This window comes from uncultured Tenacibaculum sp. (genome assembly GCF_947494125.1).
Taxonomy (GTDB): Bacteria; Bacteroidota; Bacteroidia; order Flavobacteriales; family Flavobacteriaceae; genus Polaribacter.
The window spans coordinates 536,821-562,724 of the sequence record NZ_CANLTU010000001.1; the positions used below are offsets into that span (position 1 = coordinate 536,821).

At 31.5% G+C, this 25,904-nt stretch carries 24 protein-coding genes; 9 read left to right on the forward strand and 15 right to left on the reverse strand.

What is annotated here, in order from left to right:
* Positions 1 to 76: 76 nt before the first annotated feature.
* Positions 77 to 778 (reverse strand): Bax inhibitor-1 family protein, encoded by a 702-nt coding sequence (locus Q0881_RS02375; RefSeq protein WP_299156585.1) that lies wholly within the window; start codon positions 776 to 778, stop codon positions 77 to 79.
* A gap of 416 nt (positions 779 to 1,194) precedes the next feature.
* On the opposite strand from Q0881_RS02375, the gene Q0881_RS02380 reads away from it, so the two are divergent.
* Positions 1,195 to 2,244, forward strand: coding sequence for a zinc metalloprotease (locus Q0881_RS02380; RefSeq protein WP_299156587.1), 1,050 nt, complete (start codon positions 1,195 to 1,197; stop codon positions 2,242 to 2,244).
* 86 nt (positions 2,245 to 2,330) lie between these two features.
* On the forward strand, positions 2,331 to 3,314 hold the full coding sequence (gene glpQ / locus Q0881_RS02385; RefSeq protein WP_299156589.1) for a glycerophosphodiester phosphodiesterase: 984 nt from the start codon (positions 2,331 to 2,333) through the stop codon (positions 3,312 to 3,314).
* Here the strand turns inward: glpQ and Q0881_RS02390 are convergent.
* Positions 3,307 to 5,082 carry a chloride channel protein gene (locus Q0881_RS02390; protein ID WP_299156591.1) on the reverse strand — a complete coding sequence of 592 codons (1,776 nt, stop codon included), beginning with the start codon at positions 5,080 to 5,082 and terminating at the stop codon, positions 3,307 to 3,309. The genes glpQ and Q0881_RS02390 overlap by 8 nt on opposite strands.
* Before the next feature lie 88 nt (positions 5,083 to 5,170).
* Here Q0881_RS02390 and Q0881_RS02395 point away from each other — a divergent pair, with 88 nt between their 5' ends.
* Positions 5,171 to 6,667, forward strand: a complete 1,497-nt coding sequence (locus Q0881_RS02395) for a YfcC family protein (RefSeq protein WP_299156593.1) — start codon at positions 5,171 to 5,173, stop codon at positions 6,665 to 6,667.
* Between the two features lie 53 nt (positions 6,668 to 6,720).
* Here Q0881_RS02395 and Q0881_RS02400 read toward each other — a convergent pair whose 3' ends face one another.
* The 5 genes from Q0881_RS02400 to Q0881_RS02420 are packed head-to-tail and all read right to left on the reverse strand — an operon-like array spanning position 6,721 to position 9,993.
* Complete coding sequence (locus Q0881_RS02400; RefSeq protein WP_299156595.1) at positions 6,721 to 7,425, reverse strand: DUF6503 family protein; 705 nt, start codon at positions 7,423 to 7,425, stop codon at positions 6,721 to 6,723.
* Positions 7,426 to 7,429: 4 nt separating this feature from the next.
* Positions 7,430 to 8,260 carry a tetratricopeptide repeat protein gene (locus tag Q0881_RS02405; RefSeq protein ID WP_299156597.1) on the reverse strand — a complete coding sequence of 277 codons (831 nt, stop codon included), beginning with the start codon at positions 8,258 to 8,260 and terminating at the stop codon, positions 7,430 to 7,432.
* Entirely contained in the window at positions 8,232 to 8,789 is a 558-nt protein-coding gene (locus Q0881_RS02410) for a hypothetical protein (protein WP_299156599.1), read from the reverse strand. Before Q0881_RS02410 ends, Q0881_RS02405 begins: the two co-directional genes overlap by 29 nt.
* A gap of 40 nt (positions 8,790 to 8,829) precedes the next feature.
* Entirely contained in the window at positions 8,830 to 9,519 is a 690-nt protein-coding gene (locus tag Q0881_RS02415) for a helix-turn-helix transcriptional regulator (RefSeq protein WP_299156601.1), read from the reverse strand.
* Positions 9,520 to 9,522: 3 nt separating this feature from the next.
* A complete protein-coding gene (locus Q0881_RS02420) occupies positions 9,523 to 9,993 on the reverse strand; it encodes a DinB family protein (RefSeq protein WP_299156603.1) in 471 nt (156 codons plus the stop codon).
* A gap of 116 nt (positions 9,994 to 10,109) precedes the next feature.
* Here Q0881_RS02420 and Q0881_RS02425 point away from each other — a divergent pair, with 116 nt between their 5' ends.
* Positions 10,110 to 10,583, forward strand: a complete 474-nt coding sequence (locus Q0881_RS02425) for an OsmC family protein (protein WP_299156605.1) — start codon at positions 10,110 to 10,112, stop codon at positions 10,581 to 10,583.
* A gap of 56 nt (positions 10,584 to 10,639) precedes the next feature.
* On the opposite strand, the gene Q0881_RS02430 is transcribed toward Q0881_RS02425, so the two are convergent.
* Both Q0881_RS02430 and aspS read right to left on the reverse strand, forming a co-directional pair.
* Positions 10,640 to 11,110 (reverse strand): DUF5640 domain-containing protein, encoded by a 471-nt coding sequence (locus Q0881_RS02430; protein ID WP_299156607.1) that lies wholly within the window; start codon positions 11,108 to 11,110, stop codon positions 10,640 to 10,642.
* A 13-nt stretch (positions 11,111 to 11,123) separates the two neighbouring features.
* Complete coding sequence (gene aspS / locus Q0881_RS02435; RefSeq protein ID WP_299156609.1) at positions 11,124 to 12,878, reverse strand: aspartate--tRNA ligase; 1,755 nt, start codon at positions 12,876 to 12,878, stop codon at positions 11,124 to 11,126.
* Between the two features lie 151 nt (positions 12,879 to 13,029).
* On the opposite strand from aspS, the gene Q0881_RS02440 reads away from it, so the two are divergent.
* The 3 genes from Q0881_RS02440 to Q0881_RS02450 all read left to right on the forward strand — a co-directional run bounded on the left by Q0881_RS02440 (position 13,030) and on the right by Q0881_RS02450 (position 16,252).
* Positions 13,030 to 13,728 carry a M50 family metallopeptidase gene (locus Q0881_RS02440; protein ID WP_299156610.1) on the forward strand — a complete coding sequence of 233 codons (699 nt, stop codon included), beginning with the start codon at positions 13,030 to 13,032 and terminating at the stop codon, positions 13,726 to 13,728.
* 83 nt (positions 13,729 to 13,811) lie between these two features.
* Entirely contained in the window at positions 13,812 to 14,162 is a 351-nt protein-coding gene (locus Q0881_RS02445) for a HopJ type III effector protein (RefSeq protein ID WP_299156612.1), read from the forward strand.
* Between the two features lie 335 nt (positions 14,163 to 14,497).
* Positions 14,498 to 16,252 carry a M28 family peptidase gene (locus tag Q0881_RS02450; RefSeq protein WP_299156614.1) on the forward strand — a complete coding sequence of 585 codons (1,755 nt, stop codon included), beginning with the start codon at positions 14,498 to 14,500 and terminating at the stop codon, positions 16,250 to 16,252.
* Here the strand turns inward: Q0881_RS02450 and Q0881_RS02455 are convergent.
* From Q0881_RS02455 to pheS, 3 genes are all read right to left on the reverse strand, one after another.
* Positions 16,215 to 17,579, reverse strand: a complete 1,365-nt coding sequence (locus Q0881_RS02455; RefSeq protein WP_299156615.1) for an alanine/glycine:cation symporter family protein — start codon at positions 17,577 to 17,579, stop codon at positions 16,215 to 16,217. The two genes, Q0881_RS02450 and Q0881_RS02455, sit on opposite strands and share 38 nt — an antisense overlap.
* Before the next feature lie 104 nt (positions 17,580 to 17,683).
* The gene (locus Q0881_RS02460) at positions 17,684 to 18,079 is read right to left on the reverse strand and encodes a hypothetical protein (RefSeq protein ID WP_299156617.1); all 396 of its coding nucleotides are present in this window, start codon (positions 18,077 to 18,079) and stop codon (positions 17,684 to 17,686) included.
* Between the two features lie 73 nt (positions 18,080 to 18,152).
* Positions 18,153 to 19,172 (reverse strand): phenylalanine--tRNA ligase subunit alpha, encoded by a 1,020-nt coding sequence (gene pheS / locus Q0881_RS02465; RefSeq protein ID WP_299156619.1) that lies wholly within the window; start codon positions 19,170 to 19,172, stop codon positions 18,153 to 18,155.
* A 187-nt stretch (positions 19,173 to 19,359) separates the two neighbouring features.
* Here pheS and gdhA point away from each other — a divergent pair, with 187 nt between their 5' ends.
* A complete protein-coding gene (gdhA, locus tag Q0881_RS02470; protein WP_299156620.1) occupies positions 19,360 to 20,703 on the forward strand; it encodes an NADP-specific glutamate dehydrogenase in 1,344 nt (447 codons plus the stop codon).
* Between the two features lie 82 nt (positions 20,704 to 20,785).
* Here gdhA and Q0881_RS02475 read toward each other — a convergent pair whose 3' ends face one another.
* Positions 20,786 to 21,112 carry a hypothetical protein gene (locus Q0881_RS02475; RefSeq protein ID WP_299156622.1) on the reverse strand — a complete coding sequence of 109 codons (327 nt, stop codon included), beginning with the start codon at positions 21,110 to 21,112 and terminating at the stop codon, positions 20,786 to 20,788.
* 333 nt (positions 21,113 to 21,445) lie between these two features.
* Here Q0881_RS02475 and Q0881_RS02480 point away from each other — a divergent pair, with 333 nt between their 5' ends.
* Positions 21,446 to 22,405 (forward strand): endonuclease/exonuclease/phosphatase family protein, encoded by a 960-nt coding sequence (locus Q0881_RS02480; protein ID WP_299156624.1) that lies wholly within the window; start codon positions 21,446 to 21,448, stop codon positions 22,403 to 22,405.
* A 59-nt stretch (positions 22,406 to 22,464) separates the two neighbouring features.
* Here Q0881_RS02480 and glmS read toward each other — a convergent pair whose 3' ends face one another.
* Together glmS and Q0881_RS02490 are read right to left on the reverse strand one after the other, a co-directional pair.
* Positions 22,465 to 24,321 carry a glutamine--fructose-6-phosphate transaminase (isomerizing) gene (gene glmS, locus Q0881_RS02485; protein WP_299156626.1) on the reverse strand — a complete coding sequence of 619 codons (1,857 nt, stop codon included), beginning with the start codon at positions 24,319 to 24,321 and terminating at the stop codon, positions 22,465 to 22,467.
* 9 nt (positions 24,322 to 24,330) lie between these two features.
* Positions 24,331 to 25,899, reverse strand: coding sequence for a DUF4270 family protein (locus tag Q0881_RS02490; protein ID WP_299156627.1), 1,569 nt, complete (start codon positions 25,897 to 25,899; stop codon positions 24,331 to 24,333).
* Positions 25,900 to 25,904 lie beyond the last annotated feature (5 nt).

The window sequence follows — 25,904 nt, forward strand, 5'->3', positions numbered from 1 at the left end:
TCTAGAAAATACTATTATATAAAAAAGCCACTTATTTAATAAGTGGCTTTTTTATATATAAACGTTAAATTTTTATCTAATCTCTAGACATAAAGATTTGTAAAACATACCAGAATAACAACATTAAAGAGGCAAATAAACCTAATGCTGCAGGTATATAATCGTCTGTTGAAAATTTATTAACTAAGTTAGATGTTTGATATAAAATAGATCCAGCAGCTAATACACACATACCAACAGAAAACCATAAACCTAGATTAAAACCAAATAAAACTCCGGCTATGATTAAACCAATAGCTATAAAAAAACCAACACTTAAACCAGCTTTTATAAAAGAGAAATCTTTTTTAGTGATAAATACAATAGAAGAGATTCCAACAAATAATCCAAGAGTAACAATACCAGCTTGTTTTATTAGATCTAAACTATTAGCATAAGAAATTGCGATATAAATTAGAGGTATAAAAATAAAAGCCTCTGCAAAAATATAACCAGAATAGGCTAAGTATTGTAAGTTTTTATCAGATGTTTTTAAGGCGGTACTCTCAGCATAATTAGTAATTAGCATAAATCCTCCTAATAAAAGTAACCATTTATATCCCTGTGTCATTGATAAAGCAAAATCAACAATAGTAGCACTTTGTAAAAATAAATATTCAAAGAGAATAAATAATAAGATACCACCACCTACATGAGCATAGGTTTTTTTGTAAAAAGCGAGTCTATCAGTTTCAGATACTTGAGCAACTAGCACTTTGTTGTTAAATGAATTTTCCATAATTAATTTTTAATTTGGGATAAAGATAATTCTTTTGTGAAGAAAAATTCATTTGTTCTTTAATGTTGTGAATAATTCATTTTAACCTTGTTTAATTTATGTGTTTATTGGTGTTATTTGTTTAAAATTGATGTTTTTGTAGATTTTTAAGAGAATATTAAACAGATTAATATTGCTGTTGAGAGTGCTCTAGAAGTTGATTTTAAAGGGAATGTTTGTTTTTTTAACTTTTTTTTATGATTTAAAATATTTGTATATATTGCGTATCGTTAAAAAACCCTTCAGTTTTTTACATATCTCATAAAATAAGTGCACTTATTTTGTAGAAAACTAAAACAAAGGTCTTTTTCGACAAAAACCAAATAATACCTAAAGGGGTAATTATTATTCAACTAATTTTTTAAATTTTTCACAACATGAAAAGAATTTTTTTAACATTAGCAGTTGCTGCTTCCGTTTTAATTGGATGTCAGCAGAATGGGCAAGACTCTGTTTTACCTACACAAGAAGCAATCGATATGAGTGACTTCTATGTAGAGACAGATGTACACGAATCTAGAGGAGGAAGTGAGCAGTGTCATTCAATGCGAGTTTTAAATAAACAGTTAAAAGAAAACCCAGGATTGTACAAAAAAATGTACGATGTAGAATATGCAACGCGTAAATTTCTTGCTGGTAAGAAAGGCGGAGGTGGTAACGGTAACGGCGGTGGCGGTAACACTGGCGGTGGCGGTGGTGGAACTACTCCGGACAATTTAGGAGTAGTAAATATACCTGTATATGTACACGTAGTATATAGTAATTCACAACAAAATATTAGTGATGCACAAATAGCTTCACAAATGACAGTTTTAAATGATGACTTTAGAAAGCAAAATTCTGATGCAGGTAATACTCCTTCTGAATTTGCAGGTGTAGCAGCAGATGCAGAGATTACTTTCTCTTTAGCTGGTACTTTTAGACATTCTAATTCTACATCTTCATGGGGAACTAATAATGCAGTAAAATCTGCATATCCTCCAGTAACACCAGCAACACACTTAAATATCTGGGTTGCTAATATTGGTGGAGGTATTTTAGGATATGCTCAATTCCCTGGAGGTAGTTCTGCCACTGACGGTGTTGTGTGTTCTCCACAATATTTTGGAACAACTGGTTATGTATCTGCTCCGTTTAATGGTGGACGTACAATGACTCATGAAGTTGGTCATTACTTAAACTTACGTCATATTTGGGGAGATGGTAGATGTCGTCAAGATGATTTCGTAGCTGATACTCCATCTTCAGATGCTCCAAATTACGGATGTCCTTCATACCCAACAGTAAACTGTCGTTCAAATGATATGACTATGAACTATATGGATTATACAGATGATGCTTGTATGTCTATGTTCTCTGAAGGTCAAAAATCAAGAATGAGAGCTATTTTTGCATCAGGAGGTCCAAGAGCTTCTATGTTAAACTAAAAATTAAAATACTTTTACAAATAGATTAAAAGTCAAGAGATTTTCTCTTGACTTTTTTTATTTTTAAGAACTATAAAATAAGAGTAATGTTATTTAACAAATCAAAAGTTTATATTCTTGTTTTGTTGGTGTTTTTAAGTTGTAATAATTCAACAATGAATAAAGAGAAAAGCAAAAAAATAGTCATAGCACATAGGGGAGCTTCAGGATATTTACCTGAACATACTATGGAAGCAAAAGCAATGGCGTATGCTATGAATCCAGATTATATTGAACAAGATTTGGTACTAAGTAAAGATGATGTACCTATTGTTATTCATGATATTTATTTAGATGATGTTACGAACGTTGCTCAAATATATCCAGATAAAAAAAGAGAAGATGGTCGTTATTATGTAATCGATTTTACTTTTAATGAATTACAACAGTTACAGGTGACTGAACGATTTAATCCAAAAACAGAGAAGCAGTTTTATCCAAAACGATTTCCAAAAGGGAAAGGGAGTTTTAAACTGCACTCTTTTCAACAGGAAATAGAATTGATTCAAGGATTAAATTATAGTACAGGAAAAAATATTGGAATTTATCCAGAGATTAAAAACCCAGAGTTTCATCGCCAAAGTGGAAAAAATATTGCAAAAATTGTTTTAGAAATTCTTGCTGATTATGATTATAAAACGAAAGAAGATAAATGTATTTTTCAGTGTTTTGATGCAAATGAATTAGAAAGAGTTAGAAAAGAATTAAAATCGGAATTATTTTTAGTACAATTAATTGAATATCCAGAAGAAACAACACAGTTAGCGCATTTTGCTACCTATGCTGATGGAATTGGTCCATGGTATAAGCAAATATTAGACAGCAAAGTTAATGAAGTATGGAAATTTACATCATTGGTAGAAGATGCTCATAAATTAGGATTGGTTGTACACCCGTACACTTATAGAGCAGATCAACTTGAAGAATTTGCTTCATTTAATGAAATGATGCAAGTACTTTTTTATGAAGCAAATGTAGATGGTGGATTTACCGATTTTCCTGATAAAATGGTGAGCTTTTTATTTAAGTAGTTACCTCAATAAGTTTATTTCGATAAGCAGAAAGTAATTTAGATTTAGAAATGAAACCAACATATTTTTTGTTTTGTATAACAGGTAAGTTCCATGCGCCACTTTCTTTAAACTTTTGCATTACTTGTGCTACAGAATCATTGTAAAATATAATAGCAGGAGCGCTTCTCATAAAAGTTTCAACAGTTACTTTATCGTACATTTCACTATCAAACATAATTGGCCTAATATCATCTAATAAAACAATGCCTAAAAATTGTTTTTCGGCATCAACTACAGGAAAAATGTTTCGATTAGAATTTGATACTGATTTTTTAAGCATTTCTCCTAAAAGCATTTCAGAATGCACAGCTTTAAAATTAGTTTCAATTAATGAATTAATTTTCATCATCATTAATACATTTTTATCCTTATTATGAGTAATAAGCTCACCTCTTTTAGCTAATTCTATAGTATAAATAGAATTAGAAATAAAGTATTTAGTTACTGCAAAAGAAATAGCAGCAACTAACATTAGAGGCACAAATAAATCGTATCCACCAGTAATTTCAGCAATTAAGAAAATAGCCGTTAAAGGAGCGTGTAAAACACCAGCCATTAACCCAGTCATTCCAATTAAAGTAAAATTAGATTCTGACACATTTCCGCCTAATTGATTAATTATTTTTGCTGATACATTTCCTAAAGCACTACCCATAACCAAAGTTGGAATAAAAATACCACCAACACCACCAGCAGCAAACGTAGTTGTCATGGCAATAGCTTTAAATAAAGTAATTAATAGGAGGAAACCAATAACAACCCATACATTTTCAAAATTTACATCATAAGGAATATCTTCTAAAGCAGCTAAAGCATTCCCTTCCAATAAGCTATTAATTAAATTGTATCCTTCACCAAATAAAGGTGGTATTAAATACAGCATTAACCCAATAGCAATACCACCAAAAATTAATTTATGAATAGGTTTTTTAATTCGCTTGAAAAAATTAGTGATTGCAAAATATATTTTTGAAAAATAAACGGAAGCTATCCCAGTAGCAACACCTAGTATAACATAATAAAAAACATCTTTTATTTCAAAAGAATCAATTAATTCAAAACCTAATAGGGCATCTTTTTCAAAAAAGAAATAGGAGGTAACAACAGCAGAAACAGAAGCTAATAACAAAGGAACTAATGATGCAAAAGCTAAATCTAAACTAAAAATTTCAACAGCAAAAATTATAGCAGCAACAGGAGCTTTAAACATGGACGACATAGCGCCGGCTGTAGCACAACCAATTAATAGCATCCTTGTTTTTCTGTTCATATGAAACAGTTGAGAAACAGTTGAGCCCAAAGCAGCTCCAGTACTTACAGCAGGGCCTTGTAAACCAACAGAACCACCAAATCCTACAGTAATAGGAGCCGTAATTAAAGAAGCATAAATTTTATATTTTTCTATAATACCACTTCTTTTAGAAATAGCGTGAAGCGTAGTAGAAATACCATGACCTATTTCTTTTTTGATGAAACGTTTTTTTATGTAGTACACCAAAACCAATCCAATAATTGGGAAAATGAAATAAAGAGAATGGTGAATGTCTTTAATAAATTTTCCTTCTAAAATATTTTGAAAAAAAGAAGTAAGGTTCTTTAAAATAAGAGTTCCAATTCCTGCTAAAAAACCAACTAAAACACTTAAAACATATACAAATTGACGCTCGGAAATATTTTTATACCTCCAAATCAGTATTTTCTTAAATATGTTTTTAGTTTTTGGCATGTATACAAATATAAACCACAAAACGGTAAACTAATTTTAATCTTCTATAAAATGTTTTCTGTATTTTTAACGTATAAAATATTTTCAGATGTTAAAAAAATTAAAGCTTCCTACACCGCATACATTATTACTTTTAATAACTGCTGCTGTAGCTATTTTAACATGGTTTGTGCCAGCTGGGAAATATGATACTTTAAAATACGATGCAAGTTCAAAACAGTTTGTAAAAACACATTTAGAAACAACTGAAAACCTTGATGCTACTCAAGAAACCTTAGAAAACCTTAATATTAATATTCCTATAGAAAAGTTTGTGTCTGGAGGAATTTATAAGCCAATTAGCATTCCAGGAACGTATCAGAAATTAGATCCGAAACCTCAAGGGTTTGTTGAGTTTATAAAAGCACCAATAAAAGGTATTGTTGCTTCTGCTGATATTATTTTATTAGTATTAATTATTGGGGGAGTTATAGCGGTAATGAATCTTTCTGGAGCTTTTGATGCTGGAATTGCAAGTTTAGCATCTACTTTAAAAGGAAGAGAATATTGGCTTATTATAGTAGTAACTACATTAATAGCGATAGGAGGAACTACTTTTGGTTTAGCGGAAGAAACTATTGCTTTTTATCCAATTTTAATTCCAGTTTTCTTGGCAGCAAAATACGATGCTATAGTTGCCTTGGCTTGTATTTATATAGGTTCAAGTATTGGAACCATGTGTTCAACAGTAAATCCGTTTAGTGTAATTATAGCTTCAGATGCAGCAGGGATAAATTGGACTACTGGTTTAACAGGTAGGTTGTTAATGTTAATTGGAGGGGTTGTTATTTGTTTAATCTATATTATGAGATATGCAAATAGAGTTCAAAATGATGCATCAAAATCTATTATTTACGATCAAAAAGAAATGATTGAGAGTTTGTTTGGTAGTTCAACATCTTCAAATAAAAAATTGAATACAAAATTACGATTGATACTTATTGTTTTTGCAATGTGTTTTGTTGTAATGATTTACGGTGTTTCTGTTTTAGGGTGGTGGTTTGAAGAAATGACCGCTGTGTTTTTAGTAGGAGCAATTATCATTGGAATTTTAGCTCAAATTAAAGAAGCAACTTTTGTGACTACTTTTATAAAAGGAGCTAATGATTTATTAGGAGTGGCATTTATTATTGGTATTGCAAGAGGTGTTTCTGTAGTTATGGAAAACGGGCTAATGAGCGATACACTTTTATACCATGCAAGTAGTGTAACTCAAGGAATGCCTAAAGGTATCTTTGCAAATGCGATGCTTTTTATTTATTCAGGATTGTCGTTTTTTATACCTAGTTCATCAGGAATGGCAGTTTTAACAATGCCAATTATGTCGCCTTTAGCAGATACCGTTGGTATTGGTAGAGAAATTATTGTAAATGCATATCAATATGGAATGGGACTGTTTGCTTTTATAAATCCAACAGGATTAATTCTAGCATCATTAGCCATTGTGAAAATAGGATATGATAAATGGTTGAAGTTTGTAATTCCGTTAGTAATTATTCTAACAATTTTTACAATGCTAGTTTTAACTGTACAAGTATATTTATAAATACAAAACCCCGTTCTAAATTTAGAACGGGGTTTTGTATTACAAATGATTAATTATTTAGCACTTAAATGATCGGTGCCTAAATAGCCATTGTTTTTATTGTAGTACCAGGCTCTGTTTTTAGGAAATTTTATTCCGTTTATAGTTTCTTCTTCGGTTAATAAAATATATTCACCACTAGTTGGTTTGTCTTTAAAAAACTGATATACTTCCATCGCATAAGTCTTTGGATTAAAATAAAAATACCAAGTGTCTTTACCAACAGCTTTATCATATGTAGCTTTTAGAACTAAGTACTCTTTACCTTTAAAATTTTTACGTACTACTTTATTGTCAATAATAGTTCCGTTGTCTTTTAATTTCATTGGAAGCCCGAACAAATAAGTGTAATAATTCTTATATAAATTAGCACTATCGCAACTTAGTTTGTGTTCTTTTTTAATTTCTTCAGAGAGATTTCCTTCTCCATTAAACGTTATTTTACAAGCATCTTTAGTAACTGTATACTCAGTAGTATTTTCTCCTCGAGTTGCTTTTACGTAAAAGTATTCTTGAGGTAAGTTAATTTTTATTTCGCTATCACGATTAGGTTTGTTTGGAGTTTTCATTGTTACAAACAAAGTTCCGTTAAACGTTTGCCAAGCGTTATTAGGGTCGTGGTATTGAATAGCTTTGTCTAATAACTCCTTTCCTGTAATTTCTTGTGAAAATAGTTGTACAGTAATTAGTAATAAGAAAAGTGTGGTTAGTTTTTTCATGATATTATTGTTTAGATAAAGAGGATTTTAAGTTGGTTAGGTCTCCCAAATATAACTGTCTTAAAGTTTCTACGTAGGGTCTTTTATTATAGTATCCGTTATTAAAGTCTTTAAGAGCAGCATCAATCATAGATTTAGCTTCTTCAATCTCTCCTTGTTTTTTTAATATGAAAGCTTTGTAATATTTTCCGTCTGCACTAAAACCATAAGAGTTTTTTATAAGGCGATCAAAACAAGCTTGTGCTTTTTCGTGGTTTTCTAATTCAAGATAAGCAATACCTTGGTATAAAAAAGCGGTAACATCAACAGAGTTCTCGCTAAAATCTTTAATTTCTTTGGTAATGTATTTATCAAAATAAAAAATAGACTTTTTATAATCTTTTAAGCCTAGATAAGCAATACCCCGCCAAGCATCAACACTAAGCCCTTGAGGAGCATCTATAAAATTAGGTGTTAAAACATCACTAGCATCAAAATCTGCAATAGCTTTTTTATAATCTCTATAAAACCATAAATATAAATAACCGCGCCATGGAATTCTTTTTACGGAATCTAATTTTACAGCTTTATCATATTGAGGTAACCATTTATGAGGCATTCCTCTTTTTAAATGAGCAACTGATAGTTCGTAAACAGCTTGTTCATAAGTAGGATCTATTTCAATCGCTTCAACAATTCCATTTTGAAAAGGAGTAGAGCCTTGTCTAAACATTACGGCTTCTTTATATCTTTTTTCAGCAAGTTGTCTTTTGTTAGCTGTATTTGTTTCATTTTTACAAGAGAACATTAAAATAAGAACAATAAGACTAAGGGATAATTTCAGTAACTTTTCCATTTTCTATTCTATAAGAGATATACATATAATAATTATAAGGCTTGTTTTCGAATGTAATAACATTCCAGTGATTAGAGTTTGAAGTAAACTTAAAAAGGTCATCTACCATTTTAGAGTTTAAAGGAGTTTCTTTTAAATCTAAATCCATTTGAACAATTTCAAACCAACCAGCATTTCCTTCACAATTCACTAAAAAGCGAAAGTTCAAATATCCAGAGTCTGAATAATTACTACTTGCATTAAACCTAGCGTTAAGTGTATCTCTAAATTGTTTTTTTGAGCCCTTAAATGCTTCTAAACTGGCACTACTATAAGTATGTATAATTCCAATGTCTTTACATAACTTGTAGGTGTCGTTTAAAAGAGCTTTGTCTGTATCTATGTAACCAACATAATGTTTAAAAGGTTTGTTTTCGGTATCGTATGCTTTTTTAACATAGAGATATCCATAGAGAGCTAAACCAGCTATTGCAACTATAATAGAGGCTAAGCCTATTAGAATTATTTTAAAGACTTTCTTTTTTTTCATAAAAGTGAAAATACTAAAAAATATTATACCCTCTTCTGTATTATAAATCTATATTTAAAAGCTGCTTTAAATGTTGTTTTCCTTTAGCAGTAATGATAAGTTCTCTGGTGTTTTTATGTTTCCGAAACCAATCTTCTTTTAATAGAGTTTCTAAGAAAACATCACCTAAAGCACCAGCCAAATGATGTTTTCTTTCACTCCAATCTAAGCACTGATGCGCAAAAGACCTTTTTAAGTTTTGAGTTTCATCTATATTAATATCTAATTTTAAAAACCATTGTTTGCCAGTGGCGGTAACAATATATTCTTTGTTTAAAGGAGAAATAATATTATGAGAAATTAATGCTTCGGTAATTATTACACCCACTTCACCAGCTAGGTGATTGTAGCATGTTCTTGCATAGGTAAAAGCTGAAGCTTTAGGTTTTTTGACTTTCTTGTAGTCTTGTTGCAAAGACAATAAACTAGCCATAGATTCTATTACTTGCGCAACATCAGGAGAACTAAACTTATAATATCGGTGCCTCCCTTGTTTTTCTACAGAGAGAATGTTTTTTTGAAGAAGTTTCGCCAAGTGATTGCTTGCCGATTGTAAAGAAATACCACTACAATTAGCTAATTCAGTTGCGGTATACGCTCTTCCATCTAATAAATTCCAAAGCATGATGGCTCTAGATTTATCACCTAAAAGACTTGCTATTTCGCTAAAATCGTTTTCTAAACTTTCCATAGATTAATCCCAAACTTGGGGTCTTTTAATACCTAAAGTTCTTAAATAACTTAATAATTGACCTGTATGCACAGCTTCATGGTATACCATTCTATTTAAATAATCGCCTAATAATTTTACTTGATTCACTTCCTCTCTATGAATAACAATGTCTTTTAAATCATTTTCAGACAGTTGTGTTATCATCGTGTAAAGTTCAACTTGATACGCTTCTGCGAATTGTAATTCGTAATCAACATCAATATAATCTAAGTCTTTCCAAGGCGATACATAATCGCCTAAATTACCTCTATTTTTTATAATTGTATGAAATAAATGTTCGGCTTCTAATACATGTCGAACCATTTCAATACAACTCAATGCTTTTGCATCTGGTTTCCAGTGTAGGTGTTCAGAAGGAATTCCTTTCCACAAGTTAATACTTCTTCTTCTGGTTTCTTTAAAGTTTAATAAAATAATTGATTTTGACTCCATGTGTTTTCCTTTTTAGCAAAGGTAAATTAGGAGGAGTTTTTATAGTTCATTTTAAAATGAAGTATTAATGTTTTTGTTGTTTTTTCTTTGTCGAGGTCATAAATCAATGAATAATTATGAAAAACGAATATAAGTATACAGCGGGGGTAACTTGGACAGGGAATAATGGGAAAGGAACATTAAATTATAGTAGTTATGATAGAAGTTATACCATAAGCGTAAATGATAAACCACAAATTTTAGGTTCATCTGATGTTGCCTTTAAAGGAGATGCTAAAAAACACAATCCGGAAGAACTTTTAGTTACAGCGATTGCATCATGTCATATGCTTTGGTATTTACATTTATGTTCAGAAGAAAATGTGATCATAACAGCTTATAAAGACAATATTTCTGGTATTATGAAACTCAATAACGATGGAAAAGGTTGTTTTTCTAAAGTTATTTTAAATCCTACAGTTACGGTTTTAGAAGCCTCTATGAGAGAGAAAGCAATAGAATTACATCAAAAAGCGAATGAATATTGTTTCATCGCTAATTCAGTTAATTTTACAATTGAACACAAGCCAATATGTATTGTTAAGACCTAAAAAATAAAACCCCGTTCTTAACTAAGAACGGGGTTTATGTTTATCTTTTTGTATTATTATTTATAATACTGTATTCCTTTTGCACCTAATTCATCACCATTAATAAATACAACAAATTCCTCTGTCATAGTTAAAGCTAGTTGAGAATCACTAACAGAAATGGTATACGTGTGAACATCATCAGAAGATTCTGCTGGGTTAGGAATTACTATTTTTAATTTGTCATTCGTTAATTCCCACGTAAATTTCACAGTAGTTTTTGTTTTCCTTGTAACAAACCCTTCTCCATTCTCATTAAACTCTAGAGAAAGTTCATTGTAGTTATTGTCCACTACATTCTCAAAATCTTCAGAGGTATATTTTTTACTGTTGTTAGAAGAATCTAAAAACTTGAAGTTCTTAAAGATCCATGTTTTCTTTGTTAAGTTTTGCTTATCTGATAGTTTAACATTTGTGTCATTGTCTGAACAAGAAATGTTAACGATTAAGCAGATAAGCAATACTCCTAAAATTTTTATTTTTTTCATAGCGTTTAATATTTTATTCTTTTAGATCTAATTTAATACTTAATTCTTCTAATTGCGCATCGTTTAAGCTAGCAGGAGCATCAATCATAACATCGCGTCCTGAATTGTTTTTAGGAAAAGCAATAAAATCACGAATCGTTTCTTGTCCGCCTAAAATAGCAACTAGTCTATCTAATCCAAATGCTAAACCTCCATGTGGTGGTGCACCGTATTCAAAAGCGTCCATTAAGAATCCGAATTGCTCTTTAGCTTCTTCTTCGGTAAAACCTAAATGCTTAAACATAATAGCTTGCGTTTCCTTATCGTGTATACGAATAGAACCTCCACCAATTTCGTTACCATTTAAAACTAAATCGTATGCATTTGCTTTTACAGCACCTGGGTCTGTATCTAACAATTCTAATTGCCCTGGTTTAGGCGAGGTAAACGGGTGGTGCATTGCGTGGTAATGCCCAGTTTCTTCATCTAATTCTAATAAAGGGAAATCAATTACCCATAATGGAGCAAACTCATTAGGCTTACGTAAACCTAAACGTTCTGCCATTTCCATACGTAATGCAGATAATTGCGCACGTACTTTAGTAGTATTTCCTGATAATATACAGATTAAATCTCCTGGCTTAGCACCAGTTTTTTCTGCCCATTTTGCTAAATCTTCTTGATCGTAAAATTTATCTACAGACGATTTGAACGAACCATCTTCGTTACATTTTACATAAACCATTCCTAAAGCTCCTACTTGTGGACGCTTTACCCAGTCTATTAATTTATCTATTTCTTTACGAGTGTATGATGCTCCACCAGGAACAGCAATACCCACAACCAATTCAGCATCGTTAAATACTTTGAATTCTTTTTGTTGTGCTACGTCGTTTAATTCACCGAATTCCATTCCAAAACGAATATCTGGCTTGTCATTTCCGTACAAACGCATGGCATCGTCAAATAACATTCTTGGGAATTTATCAACCTCAACACCATTAATTTCTTTTAATAAGTGGCGAGTCATTCCTTCGAAAATCTCTAAAATATCTTCTTGCTCTACAAAAGCCATTTCACAGTCTATCTGTGTAAATTCTGGTTGACGATCGGCACGTAAATCTTCATCTCTAAAACACTTTACAATTTGAAAGTATTTATCCATTCCACCAACCATTAATAATTGCTTGAATGTTTGAGGCGATTGTGGTAATGCGTAAAACTGACCAGCATTCATTCTTGATGGTACCAAGAAATCACGTGCTCCTTCTGGAGTTGACTTGATTAAATATGGCGTTTCAACATCAATAAATCCTTTGTCAGATAAATATTTACGTACTTCCATAGATACCTTCGATCTAAAAATCAAACTATCTTTTACAGGATTACGACGAATATCTAAATAACGATATTTCATACGAATATCTTCACCACCATCTGTTTCATCTTCAATTGTAAAAGGTGGTAATTTAGCTTCGTTTAATACTTCTAAATTGGTAACTAAAACTTCAATATCTCCAGTAGGAATATTAGCATTTTTAGACTGACGCTCGATAACCGTACCTGTTACTTGAACAACAAACTCACGACCTAATGTTTTGGCTTTGTCCATTAATTCTTTAGAAGTACGTTCTTCATCAAAAATTAATTGTGTAATTCCATAACGATCACGTAAATCTACCCAGATCATAAAACCTTTATCACGTGATTTTTGTACCCAACCAGAAAGGGTTACTTCAGTATTAATGTGCGAAGCTCTTAATTCGCCACAAGTATGCGTTCTGTACATTTCTTGAAATTTTGAGGTGCAAAATTAAGGATAAATGTTAGGAACTTAAAAATTACGAATACATAGTTTTATAAGAAACAAACCTATTTTTAAAAAATATGAATAAAGAAGTAAATCTATTATTTATTTTAGCACAGCTTAATTAAAGAAAATGACAAAACAACTTAACTATATAATCCTTGCCATTGCAGTTTTAGTATTCTTATTACTCCAATTACCTTATTTTGCTATAGCTCAATATCCTTTTCGATTGTTAGGAACTTGGTTTCATGAAATGGGGCATGGGCTTACAGCTATTTGTGTTGGAGGAAGTTTTAAATATTTAGAAATATATGAGAACGGAGGAGGAGTTGCTTATTATACATTAAGCAATGCATTTATGCCCATTTCTATAGGGAATGCAATTGTAGCACTAGGAGGTTTGTTGGGGCCGGCAATAGCAGGTGCCGTATTAATAGCCGGAGCAAAATACACCAAGAGTGCAAGCATCTTATTACGGTTCTTAATAGGAATGATTGTACTTTCTTTAATTGTATGGATACGCTCGTATTGGGGTGTTATTATATTAGGAGCCTTTGCAGTCCTTTTTATAATCATCACTTTTCTAAAAAATAAAAAAATAGAAGTAGGTACCTTATTGTTTTTAGGAATGCAATCAGTTTTAAGTAGTTACCTACAGTTAAACTATTTGTTTACCAAACAGTTTGTACGAGGAGGGCAAGTACAAAATTCAGATACACAAGCCATTGCCGAAAACACTTTTGGCACCTATTGGATGTGGGCTTTAATAGTAATAGCTATTAGTTTTTATATTGTACTTAAAAGCATTCGTTTCTATTTTAGAAAGTAACAATAAAGAGAAGTCTGTTTAAAATTATAGTTCCTTCGTTTTTCAAGGAATCTTTTTATTCTTTTGCAGCAAAAGAATTTAAAATGACCTTAGCAGACTTTACGCATAAATTAAAAACAACACCAACAGCTATTATTTTTACTGAAACTATGGCAATTATAGAAAGCTTGTATGAATTTACACCTTCAGCTTTTAAAAATGGAAACCTACAGAATAGTGCTACCGAAAATTTAGGTTCTTGTAAAGTATTTGCTTTTGCTATAAAACAACAACTTACAAAAGAGGAAACTTTGGCGTGCTTTGGTCAGTATTATTTCAAAGATGCACTAGAAAATCCTAACGGAACAGACCATCAAAACATTCGAAACTTTATGCAAACTGGTTTTGAAGGATTGGTTTTTGAGCAAGAAGTACTAGTTGAGAAAGAATTATAACTTAAAAACTTCAGAATAAACATTCAAAACTCTTAGCATCTATCAACGAATCAGCAGGGAACTTTTGTTGTTGTACGAAATCGTCAGCGAACTTCGGGGAAGCTATTGTTTTTACACGAAAGCACCAACGAACTTCGCTGATAGTTTTGTTTTTACGCGAAAGCATCAGCGAGCTTCGCTGACGCTTTTGTTTTTGTGAGAAAGCATCAGCGAGCTTCGCTGACGGTTTCGTGCTTATAAGAAAGTGTCACCACGTCGTGTTCAAAGAATCTTTTTCTTTAGATTACTTGAACACGAGAATTTGATGTATTTTTAAACTTTTTTAAAAAATAGTTATGTTTAAAAATATACTTTTAGTCATGGTATTTGCTATAACTGTTATAGCATGTAAGCAAGAGAAAGAAATTCAAGCGTTAAAGCCTGCAAATTATTTCGATGTTCTTAATAAAGAATTTACAGGAGATTTAGCCTACGAAACAACATCGTTTGTAGAAAAATATTGGCGTGTTGTTGGGAATACAGGTTTTAATAAAAGTGTATATAAAATAGCTGAAGAATTAGAAAAGTCTGGATTTATTATAGAAGAAAAAGCCACGAGTAACGATTCTTTAACCTATAGAATAGAAAAAAGACCCTTAGAGAAACCTACTTGGGAATCTGTTAATGCTTCGGTAAAAATAGTTGGAGATAGCACAACATTATTGCAGCATAACACCAACAGAAATATGATTGCTTTAAATTCTTATAGCACCCCTAAAGAAGGGATAACCGCTGAGGTAGTTTATGTAAAGGATTTAAAGAAGTTGAAAACTTTAGATATAAAAGGTAAAATTGTTTTTGCAGAAACAAGTCCGTATAGAATTTTTAATCAGGCAATTGTAAAAAGTGGAGCTGCTGGATTAATTACCTATAGCAACCCTAAATACTTACAGCCAGAAAAAAACACCACTTCTATTCAGTTTCGTTCAATTCCATTAAATGAAAAAGTAAAATCATGGGCAATAGCCATGTCATACGAAGCAAAAGAAAAATTAAAAGCTACGTTGAAGGTAGGTAAAGTTGTTTTAAATGTAAAAATTGAAACGAATATTTACCCGTCAGAAGAGCTAACGATTGTTGCTGATATTAAAGGGAATACATATCCTAAAGAGCGATTGGTTTTTAGTGCACACATACAAGAACCAGGGGCAAACGACAATGCCACTGGTGTTGGAGTTGCTTTAGAAATGGCTACACTTACAGCAAAACTGAAAGAGCAAAAAAGATTTGCGCCTAATAGAACCTTAACTTTTTTATGGGGAGATGAAATTGTTTCTACCAACCGATATGTAAAAGAAGATAGTATAAGAGCCAAAGATATTAAATGGGGAATCTCTCTAGATATGGTAGGAGAAGACACTGAGAAAACTGGTGGGACTTTTTTAATTGAAAAAATGCCAGATCCAAGTGCTATTTGGACTAGAGGAAATGACAAGCATACAGAATGGGGAGGGCAAAAAATGAAGTTGAGCCAAATGAAACCTCATTATTTAAATGACTTTTTAATAAATAAGTTTAAAGAGCAAGGAAAACATGCAAATTGGGTAGTGAATACCAATCCTTTTGAAGGAGGAAGTGATCATGTGCCGTTTTTAAAAGCAAACATTCCGAGTGTTTTATTTTGGCATTTTACAGATCAGTTTTACCATACTGATAATGACCGTATAGATAAAGTATCAAAAACAACTTTGAAAAACGTTGGAGTAGCTTCGTTGGCTTCTGCTTATTCATTAGTTAATGCTGATGAGAAAACAGCCAATTCAATTTTAAAAGACATTGAGAAAGCTGCTATTGCTAGATTAAAAGAAGAACAAAAACAAAGTAAACTAGCCTTAAGCAAAGGAGATTCATTACAAACCCAAACAGCAATTATTACTGCATGGAACGATTGGTACTTGAAAACAGCAATAACAACCCAAGATATTCTAAAAGATAACGGGGCTTTTAATTCTGAAGTTAAAAATACTCAAAAAGTAATAGACTCAGTAGCTTCAAAAATTATAGGGGGTCTTGTTAAAAAGAATTCGTCTTTAACTTCTGAAAATAAATAGTAGCCGCTTTTTTAACTTTTGGAGCTAAGATTAATGTTGAAATAACGGTTGGAATAGCCATTAAAGCATAGGCACTGTCCATTAAATTAATTACAAAATCTAATTTAATAACAGAGGCTATTACAATTACAAACACATAAATATAATTGTAGTATTTCCCAATTTTAGTACTAGTTAAATAACTTAAACAACTATAACCATAGAAAGAATAGGTAAATAAGGTTGAGAAAGCGAATATTAATACACAAATGGTTAAAATAACACTACCAGAATTATAAGGCAGTACAGAATCAAAAGCAGCCAATGTCATGGTAATTCCGTTACCTTCAAAACCTTTCCATATACCAGAGGCTAAAATTGCTAGGGCAGTTAAGGTACATACCAATAAGGTATCAATTGCTGGTCCCAGCATCGCAACCAAACCTTCACGGATTGGTTCTTTTGTTTTAGCAGTACCGTGCATCATAGGTGCGGTTCCTAAACCAGCTTCATTAGAAAAAGCTGCTCTTCTTACACCAGTAATAATTAGTGCTCCTAAAGCACCTCCTAATACCGATTTCCCTGTAAAAGCATCGGTAAAGATTAATGAGAATATCGATGGAACTTCTTCTATTTTTAAAAATAGAATACATAAAACCGTTACTAAATAAATAACGACCATTATAGGAACTAGCTTTCCTGCTACTTTTCCAATTCTTTTAATTCCACCAAAAATTACTAAGGATACAATAATAGCTATTGAAATTCCTAATAATAATTTAGCAGAAAACTCATTGGATTTATGTACGTTAAAAACATCTACCAGTGTTTGTGTTAATTGGTTTGCTTGAAAGGCAGGGAGTGTACCTGCTAAACCAGCGGTAGCAAAAAAGACTGCTAAAGGCTTCCATTTTTTTCCTAAACCTTCAGTAATAACATACATAGGGCCTCCTTTTACATTACCATCTTCATCTTTACCACGATACATTACAGCTAAGCTACAGGTAAAAAACTTGGTAGCCATACCCACAAAAGCACTTACCCACATCCAAAAAATAGCCCCAGGACCACCAGTTGCAATGGCAATGGCAACACCACTTATATTACCCATACCTACAGTAGCTGCTATGGCAGATGACAAGGCTTCGTAATGTGATAAATCTCCAGGAGAATCGTGTTTGTCGTATTTACCTCTTAAAACAGCAATAGCATGACCAACATATCGAAACGGAACTAATCCAGAGTAGATAAATAAATATAACCCTCCACCAATTAGTAATATTAATAAAGGAATTCCCCAAATCCAAGAAGAAAATTGGGCAACTAAACTCTGAATGTCTGACAGCATAAAACTATTTTTGGCTAATGTACTAAAAGCGAGTGCAAAAAAAGAACGATACTGTTTTATTCACAAGTATCGTTCTTTTGTTTTATTTTTTATTTGAAAAGTTCTTATTTAATAAGAATTCCCTTTTTCTCTAAAATATCAATATCTCTTAAAAATCCTTCTTGGATAGTTCCTTCTTGAAAGATAAAAGTTTTGTCGTGTAGTTGATTGTTTTCAAAAAAGCTAACTTGAAATCTATTGTCTAAAGTGAATAACTCAGGTTGCATAATTTCAAATTTAGAGAAAGAGTTGGCTGGTAAAACATCAATCTTTCTGCGGAATAAAGAAGTGGTTTTTGTTTCAGAAAATCCTTGTGAAACAATTACAACCATCTCTATAGCCACGTCTTTTCTGTTAATGATGTAAACTCCCCATTCATCACCATTATCTTGCTCGTTTTTTTCTAATACAATAGCTATCTCAACATTTTTAACTACTGGAATTTCAATATCTTTTCTCATTTGAGATTATTTTAAATGGAAAGACGAAAGTTTTTTAACGCTTTCGTCTTTTATTTTATGTAAATTCTTAAAACTAAATAACAGATTTAAATTGCTCTAAGAAACGTTTGTCATTCTCGTAAAACATACGAATATCTGGTATTTGATACAATAACATAGCAATACGCTCAATACCCATTCCAAATGCATATCCAGAATATTTAGTAGGATCTATGTTTGCATTTTTTAATACGTTAGGATCTACCATACCACATCCCATAATTTCTAACCAACCTGTTCCTTTAGTAATTCTATAATCGGTTTCTGTTTCTAATCCCCAGTAAATATCTACTTCAGCACTTGGCTCAGTAAATGGGAAATACGATGGACGTAAACGGATTTTTGATTTACCAAACATCTCTTTGGTAAAGTATAATAACGTTTGTTTTAAATCGGCAAAAGAAACATCCGTGTCAATGTATAAACCTTCTACTTGGTGAAATATACAGTGAGCTCTTGCAGAAATATCTTCGTTTCTAAATACACGTCCTGGAGAAATTGTACGAATTGGAGGTTCGTTGTTTTCCATATAACGTACTTGTACCGATGAGGTATGTGTTCTTAATAAAGTATCAGGATTTTTATCAATAAAGAAAGTATCCTGCATGTCACGTGCTGGGTGATATTCTGGTAAATTTAATGCTGTAAAGTTATGCCAGTCATCTTCAATTTCTGGACCTTCAGAAACAGTAAACCCGATACGATTAAAAACTTCAATGATTTGGTTTTTTACTAAAGATATTGGGTGACGAGAACCTAAGTTGATAGGTTCAGACGGGCGTGTTAAATCTCCGTAGATACCTTTTTCTTCAACAGCATTATCTAAAGCATCGTTTAATTCAGCAACTTTACCTTCGGCAGATTTCTTTAAATTGTTTAATGCTTGACCAAAGTCTTTACGTAATTCAGCATCAACATTTTTAAATTCAGCAAATAAATCTTTTAACAAACCTTTACTTCCTAAATATTTAATTCTAAAAGTTTCTACTTCATCTTTAGTAGTAGCTTTAAAGGTTTGTACATCCCCAATAAGTTCTTTTACTTTATCTAACATAATCTTTCCAAAAGTTAAGCTGCAAATTTACGCTTTTTTGCGAAAAAATAACTGCTTTTTAAAGTGTTTGCGAAAACGTTGTAGAAATACCGAAAATAAAGCTATAAATAGAAATTAACGAATTGTAAATTAATTATATTTGCATGATAAAATTGTCAAAATTTATAATAACAGAACAACTAATTTTATGGAATCTAAAATAAATGCATTTATGGATTACGTGAAAGAGCGTAACTCATATGAACCAGAGTTTTTGCAAGCTGTACATGAAGTAGCAGAAACTGTAATTCCGTTTATAGAAAACAACCCAAAATATCAAGGAAAAAAATTATTAGAGCGCATGGTTGAGCCAGAGCGTACTTTAATGTTTAGAGTTCCTTGGGTAGATGATAACGGAGAAACTCAAGTAAATCGTGGATATAGAGTTGAGTTTAACTCGGCTATCGGACCATACAAAGGAGGTTTACGTTTTCATCCATCAGTAAACTTATCAATCTTAAAGTTTTTAGGATTTGAACAAGTTTTCAAAAACTCTTTAACAACTTTACCTATGGGTGGAGGAAAAGGAGGATCTGACTTTAACCCTAAAGGAAAATCAGATAGAGAAGTAATGGCATTCTGTCAAGCTTTTATGTCTGAATTATTCCGTCATATTGGTGCTAATACAGATGTACCTGCTGGTGATATTGGTGTTGGAGGACGTGAGATTGGATTTATGTTCGGTCAATATAAAAAATTACGTAACGAATTCGTTGGTGTTTTAACAGGAAAAGGTTCTGCTTGGGGAGGTTCTTTAATTAGACCTGAAGCAACAGGATATGGTGATGTGTATTTTGCACAAAACATGTTAAAAACTAAAGGAGATTCTTTTGAAGGAAAAACTGTTGTTGTTTCTGGATCTGGAAATGTTGCACAATATGCTACTGAGAAAGCTACTGAATTAGGTGGTAAGGTAGTAACAATGTCTGATTCTTCTGGATATATTTATGATGCTGACGGAATTGATGCTGAGAAATTAGCTTTCGTTATGGAGATTAAAAATGTTCGTAGAGGAAGAATTAATGAATATGTTGAGAAATATCCAAATGCTAAATTCTTTAAAGGTGAAAGACCTTGGGGAATTAAGTGTGATGTAGCTTTACCATGTGCAACTCAAAATGAGTTAAACGGAGAAGAGGCAAAAACATTAATTGCTAATGGATGTATTTGTGTTGCAGAAGGGGCAAACATGCCTTCTACACCAGAAGCTATTGAAGCTTTTAATGCAGCTAAAATATTATTTGCACCTGGAAAAGCATCTAATGCTGGTGGTGTTGCAACATCTGGTTTAGAAATGAGTCAAAACTCATTACGTTATAACTGGACTAGAGAAGAAGTTGATGGTAAATTAAACCAAATTATGAACGATATTCACGCATCTTGTGTTGAATATGGTACACAAGCTGATGGTTTTGTTGACTACGTAAAAGGAGCAAATATTGCTGGCTTTGTTAAGGTTGCAGATGCAATGTTAGATCAAGGAGTAGTATAAGAAAAGCACTTCTTATAAAAATAGTAAAAAGCCTCATAGAAATTTCTATGAGGCTTTTGTTTTATCTGAGATTTGTGATTCCTTATTTACTCTTTATGGTTAAAGGAATTTTATAAATGTTGTTTGATGATTGTTTTATAGAGCTATAAACTTTTTTATAGTTTAATTTACTTTTTACATAATCACAAATTTGTGTTTTTTTACAATCAACATTTAAGATAACAATCTCACCTTTGTTGTTAAGTGTAAATTCTACAATCGTTTTAACTTCATTGTTAATCGTAAAGTTCGGGCTTCCTAAAAGCGTAACGATTTTGGCTCTGATTTCTTTTTTGTTTGGATTCTCATTTGTTGAGAATGCCGAGGTACTAATTAAAGTAACAAATACTAATACTAATAACTTTTTCATTTTTTAGGGTTTTAAATTTAGTTATGTTTGTGTTTTGTTTAACTGTTGTAAAAGTACTGTACGTTAGTTGTTTATATGTTTTTGTCTAATTAGTAAATGGTTTTTATATAGTTAAAAAATTGATGCTAGAGTTGTAGTTAACATTTCAATAATATTGAAGTATTGTAATTATTTGGTTTGAAAAATTATATTGAATTTAGCTGAAACCGTTGCTTTTTTAAGAATATAATATAGAATCTGTATTATTATAATAATATTGTAAAAAGTTAAGGTTAGCTTTATGTTTATAACTGTAGTTTATTTTTGTACTTTCGAGACATAAATTAATATTTAATGTCAATTAAAAGAAGGAAGAACATATTTACTGTTGCTTTTTATAACGTAGAAAACTTATTTGATACAGTAAATAATCCATTTACTGCCGATGATGATTTTACTCCATTAAGTAAACGTAATTGGAATGAGAAAAAATACTACCATAAAATAAAGAAAATATCCTCAGTTATTAGTCAATTAGGCAATAAACAATCTGCTTATCCACCGGCTCTTGTTGGCCTAGTTGAGGTTGAAAATAGTAGCGTTGTAAAAGACCTTATTAAGCATAAAAACTTGTCATATTTTAATTATGATTTCATTCATTATGATTCACCAGATGAAAGAGGAATTGATGTAGCACTGGTGTATAATAAAGATTTTTTTGAGGTTGTTTCCTCTGAAACGCATACATTACATTTAACTGATGATAGAGGAGAAGTAGATTATACGCGCGATTTATTAGTTGTTACTGGACGATTAAATGGAGAATTAGTCAATGTTTTAGTAAATCATTGGCCATCACGTAGAGATGGGGATGAAGAGACAAAAGGAAACCGTATTAAGGCAGCTAAATTAGCTCAAGAAGTTATTGAGACTATTAAGTACAAAGAAAAGGATTCAAAATTTATTATAATGGGAGATTTTAACGATGATCCTACTAGTGAAAGTGTCAAAGATTTCTTGGTTACTGATGACTTATATAATCCTATGAAGTCGTTATTTAAAGAAGGGAAAGGAACCTCAACATTTTATGGTGAATGGCATATGTTTGATCAAATTATCTTTTCAAGAGATTTCTTTGATTCAGAAAAGAGTTCACATACCTTTTTAAAAGCTAAAATTTTAAATAAAGATTGGTTGCGTACTAATAGAGGTAAGTTTAAAGGAAGCCCTTTTAGAACGTATATAGGACCGTGGTATAAAGGAGGTTTTTCAGATCATTTTCCAATATACATTACTTTAGAAAAAGATGATTAATAAAAAATCCCGAGAATTTTCTCGGGATTTTTTATTATTTAAAACTAAATCTTCTTTGTTTATTCAACAGTAACAGATTTTGCTAAGTTTCTTGGTTGGTCTACATTTTTTCCTAACATTACTGCTATATGATATGATAACAATTGTAAAGGTATTGTAGTTAATAAAGGAGTTAATGCTTCCTCCGTATCTGGTATTTCAATTACATGATCTGCAATCTCTTTAACAGTAACATCACCTTCGGTTACAATAGCAATAATTTTACCGCTTCTAGATTTTATCTCTTGAATATTACTTACTACCTTTTCATAATGCCCCTTGTTAGTTGCTATTACAAAAATTGGCATATTTTCATCAATAAGTGCTATAGGACCATGTTTCATTTCTGCTGCAGGATATCCTTCAGCATGAATGTAAGAAATCTCTTTTAATTTAAGAGCTCCTTCTAAAGCAACTGGGAAGTTAAAACCTCTACCTAAATATAAACAGTTGGTTGCATCTTTATAAACACTTGCAATTTCTTGAACCTTAGAATCTATTTCTAATAATTTCTCTACCTGATTAGGAATTTGTTGCATCGTTTGTAAATATGTATTTACAGCCGATTTAGATAAAGTTCCTTTAGCTTGTGCTAGTTTTAATGCAATTAAAGTTAATACAGTTATTTGCGTTGTAAAAGCTTTTGTTGAAGCTACTCCAATTTCTGGACCAGCGTGCGTATAAGCTCCTGCGTGTGTTTCTCTAGCGATAGAAGAACCAACAACATTACATACACCAAATACAAAAGCTCCTTTAGATTTTGCTAATTTAATAGCTGCTAATGTATCAGCAGTTTCACCAGATTGAGATATTGCAATTACTACATCTTTTGAAGTAATAATTGGGTTTCTATATCTAAATTCAGATGCATATTCTACTTCAACAGGAATACGAGCCATATCTTCAAAAAGATATTCTCCAACTAATCCAGCGTGCCAAGAAGTACCACAAGCAATGATAATAATTCTATCGGCATTTAAAAATTTAGATATATTATCGTCAACACCAGCCATTTTTATAATTCCTTCATCGGCAAGCATTCTACCTCTATAAGTATCTATAATAGCTTTTGGTTGTTCATATATTTCTTTTAACATGAAATGATCATATCCACCTTTTTCAATTTGCTCTAGGCTAAGTTGAAGTTCTTGAATATTTGCATCAATTTCTTTATCGTTATCTATTTTACGAACTTTTATTCCTTTATCTTTCTTTATAATAGCTAATTCACCATCTTCTAGGTAGATAGCATCTTTAGTATATTCTAAAAAAGGAGAAGCATCTGAAGCAACAAAAAACTCTTCATTGTTTTTACCAACACCTATTGCAATTGGGCTACCTAAACGAGCAACAATTAATTCATTAGGTTTTGTTTTGTCAAAAACAGCAATGGCATATGCTCCAATTACACTCGTAAGAGCTAATTGAACAGCTTTACCTAGTTTACAACCTTCGTTCTTTTTAACTTCTTCAATTAAGTTAATTAGAACTTCAGTATCTGTATCACTTTTAAAACTGTACCCTCTAGTAATTAATTCTTTTTTAAGAGTATCATAGTTTTCAATAATTCCATTATGTACAATTACTAAATCACCAGATTCAGAAAAATGAGGATGAGAATTTATATCATTAGGCACTCCATGAGTTGCCCAACGAGTATGACCAATTCCTATTTTTCCTGTTTTTCTTTTTTCATCTTTGTTCGTTATGACTTCTAAATCAGCAACCTTTCCTTTGGTTTTTGATAAATGCATGACGTCTCCATCATACATCATAATTCCAGCACTATCATAACCTCTATACTCTAAACGTTTTAATCCGTTTATTACAATAGGATAAGCTTCCCTATGTCCTATATACCCCGTTATTCCACACATGACAATTTCTTATTTTTCTTTTGAATATGATATTTTTAATACTGCTCTTTTGGTAGTGTTTGCAGTTTCATTCCCGTCTAATAATGTAACTCCTCTAGGATTCCAGTTATAAGTCTTTACATTAACGTCTAAAACATTATTTATTGTAGCATTATCTGTAGGATTATTATAAACTTTTAATGTTAAAGGAGAAATGTCATTTGTTGTACCATCTAATAAATCAGAAATATAATCTGTTATTCTAAAATTGTACTTTTCAGGCTTATCATCATCTGTTAATTCTATATTACCTCCAAATAGTGCTGCTTCTTTATAAGCATCTGTTATTTGAGTAGGTGTAAGTCCACCACTTCCATTATCTATATTTTGATAAAGAAATAGCCTTTGTGGTAATATGTTTTTATCAGTATTAATATTTTGATTAATATAAAAAGTTAAAGAAGCATCATTAACTAACCAATTGTTTGCTTTTAATTCTTGAAGCTTTACATTATCTAAAATCTTTACGGTAGCTGCATTTCCAGCAGTTCCTTGAATCGTAAAATTGTTTGTAGGCGTAGGAGTGACTTTTGGACTCATTTTGTAAATACTATTTCTCATTCCTGATAAAGGGAAAGAAAGTGTACGTGCTAACGTGTCTTTTAAGGCTAAACTAGCTTGACCATCTTTCTTTTCGAAAGTAGTAATTGTAAAGTAAAAATCTAAGGTAGCTGAAGAGCTACTTCCAAGGATATTTAAAGGTACCATTGCACCATTAGTTCCTTCAGATTTTACTATTAATCCTCTGAAATAATCGTTAAAAGCTTCAAAAGAAGAAAATTCAGTATCTTGTAATTTATCCCAAAAAAGCTCTTTCATACGAGTCATATTTAAAGGAACAGATAAGAAAGGAGCCTTGTTGTCTAGTTTAATAGTATCCTTATAAGTATTACCATTACTAATATTTCTAGTTAAAATTAGCATAGTATCTTTAGGGCTTGGTTTGAAAGTGAAGACAGCATCTTCATTTAACAATTCAGATTCTATGTAAGTAGCGTTAGATTCAAAATCATTAGATACAGCAGGGTTACTTGGATTTAATGTGTTTAGGTAAGTCCCGTTTCTATATACTTTTACTGATGTAGGTATTTCAGGATTTCCTAAAACAGAATCTAATCTAAACTTTGGTTTTCCATCACTTTCTTTACCTATATTAGTTGCTGTATATGGTAGCTTTAATATAACTTTATCTAAAACAAAAACGGAATCAATTTCCCCAGTATTAATAGCTGGTTTTATATCTTCTGTTTTGATAGGTGAACTATATAAAAGTTGACTTACAAAAGAAGATTCGATTGATTTATAATTATCATTCTTGTATACTCCTAACCAATATTCATTAGTTGGGGTAACAATATTATCCGCTCTAACACTAGATATATCTACAGGAGTTATTTCTACATCCAGTAAAATTTCACCAGTTTCAAACTTTGTATTATTAACAACACTACTTCCAATGTCACTAAAATCTTTTTCACATGATATAATAGCTGCAAAACATAGCAGACTAATACCTAAAACACCAATTTTTCTAATCATTTGTA

Bases quoted from the DNA above. Each gene is read 5' to 3' on its own strand.
- Q0881_RS02455 (WP_299156615.1), bottom strand. From the start codon at position 17,579: ATGCTGTCAGACATTCAGAGTTTAGTTGCCCAATTTTCTTCTTGGATT.
- gdhA (WP_299156620.1), top strand. From the start codon at position 19,360: ATGGAATCTAAAATAAATGCATTTATGGATTACGTGAAAGAGCGTAAC.
- Q0881_RS02380 (WP_299156587.1), top strand. From the start codon at position 1,195: ATGAAAAGAATTTTTTTAACATTAGCAGTTGCTGCTTCCGTTTTAATT.
- Q0881_RS02400 (WP_299156595.1), bottom strand. From the start codon at position 7,425: ATGAAAAAACTAACCACACTTTTCTTATTACTAATTACTGTACAACTA.
- Q0881_RS02480 (WP_299156624.1), top strand. From the start codon at position 21,446: ATGTCAATTAAAAGAAGGAAGAACATATTTACTGTTGCTTTTTATAAC.
- Q0881_RS02490 (WP_299156627.1), bottom strand. From the start codon at position 25,899: ATGATTAGAAAAATTGGTGTTTTAGGTATTAGTCTGCTATGTTTTGCA.
- Q0881_RS02410 (WP_299156599.1), bottom strand. From the start codon at position 8,789: ATGAAAAAAAAGAAAGTCTTTAAAATAATTCTAATAGGCTTAGCCTCT.
- Q0881_RS02460 (WP_299156617.1), bottom strand. From the start codon at position 18,079: ATGAGAAAAGATATTGAAATTCCAGTAGTTAAAAATGTTGAGATAGCT.
- glpQ (WP_299156589.1), top strand. From the start codon at position 2,331: ATGTTATTTAACAAATCAAAAGTTTATATTCTTGTTTTGTTGGTGTTT.
- Q0881_RS02425 (WP_299156605.1), top strand. From the start codon at position 10,110: ATGAAAAACGAATATAAGTATACAGCGGGGGTAACTTGGACAGGGAAT.
- Q0881_RS02405 (WP_299156597.1), bottom strand. From the start codon at position 8,260: ATGGAAAAGTTACTGAAATTATCCCTTAGTCTTATTGTTCTTATTTTA.
- Q0881_RS02390 (WP_299156591.1), bottom strand. From the start codon at position 5,082: ATGCCAAAAACTAAAAACATATTTAAGAAAATACTGATTTGGAGGTAT.
- Q0881_RS02375 (WP_299156585.1), bottom strand. From the start codon at position 778: ATGGAAAATTCATTTAACAACAAAGTGCTAGTTGCTCAAGTATCTGAA.
- Q0881_RS02415 (WP_299156601.1), bottom strand. From the start codon at position 9,519: ATGGAAAGTTTAGAAAACGATTTTAGCGAAATAGCAAGTCTTTTAGGT.
- Q0881_RS02445 (WP_299156612.1), top strand. From the start codon at position 13,812: ATGACCTTAGCAGACTTTACGCATAAATTAAAAACAACACCAACAGCT.
- pheS (WP_299156619.1), bottom strand. From the start codon at position 19,172: ATGTTAGATAAAGTAAAAGAACTTATTGGGGATGTACAAACCTTTAAA.
- Q0881_RS02420 (WP_299156603.1), bottom strand. From the start codon at position 9,993: ATGGAGTCAAAATCAATTATTTTATTAAACTTTAAAGAAACCAGAAGA.
- Q0881_RS02450 (WP_299156614.1), top strand. From the start codon at position 14,498: ATGTTTAAAAATATACTTTTAGTCATGGTATTTGCTATAACTGTTATA.
- Q0881_RS02475 (WP_299156622.1), bottom strand. From the start codon at position 21,112: ATGAAAAAGTTATTAGTATTAGTATTTGTTACTTTAATTAGTACCTCG.
- Q0881_RS02395 (WP_299156593.1), top strand. From the start codon at position 5,171: ATGTTAAAAAAATTAAAGCTTCCTACACCGCATACATTATTACTTTTA.
- glmS (WP_299156626.1), bottom strand. From the start codon at position 24,321: ATGTGTGGAATAACGGGGTATATAGGACATAGGGAAGCTTATCCTATT.
- aspS (WP_299156609.1), bottom strand. From the start codon at position 12,878: ATGTACAGAACGCATACTTGTGGCGAATTAAGAGCTTCGCACATTAAT.
- Q0881_RS02430 (WP_299156607.1), bottom strand. From the start codon at position 11,110: ATGAAAAAAATAAAAATTTTAGGAGTATTGCTTATCTGCTTAATCGTT.
- Q0881_RS02440 (WP_299156610.1), top strand. From the start codon at position 13,030: ATGACAAAACAACTTAACTATATAATCCTTGCCATTGCAGTTTTAGTA.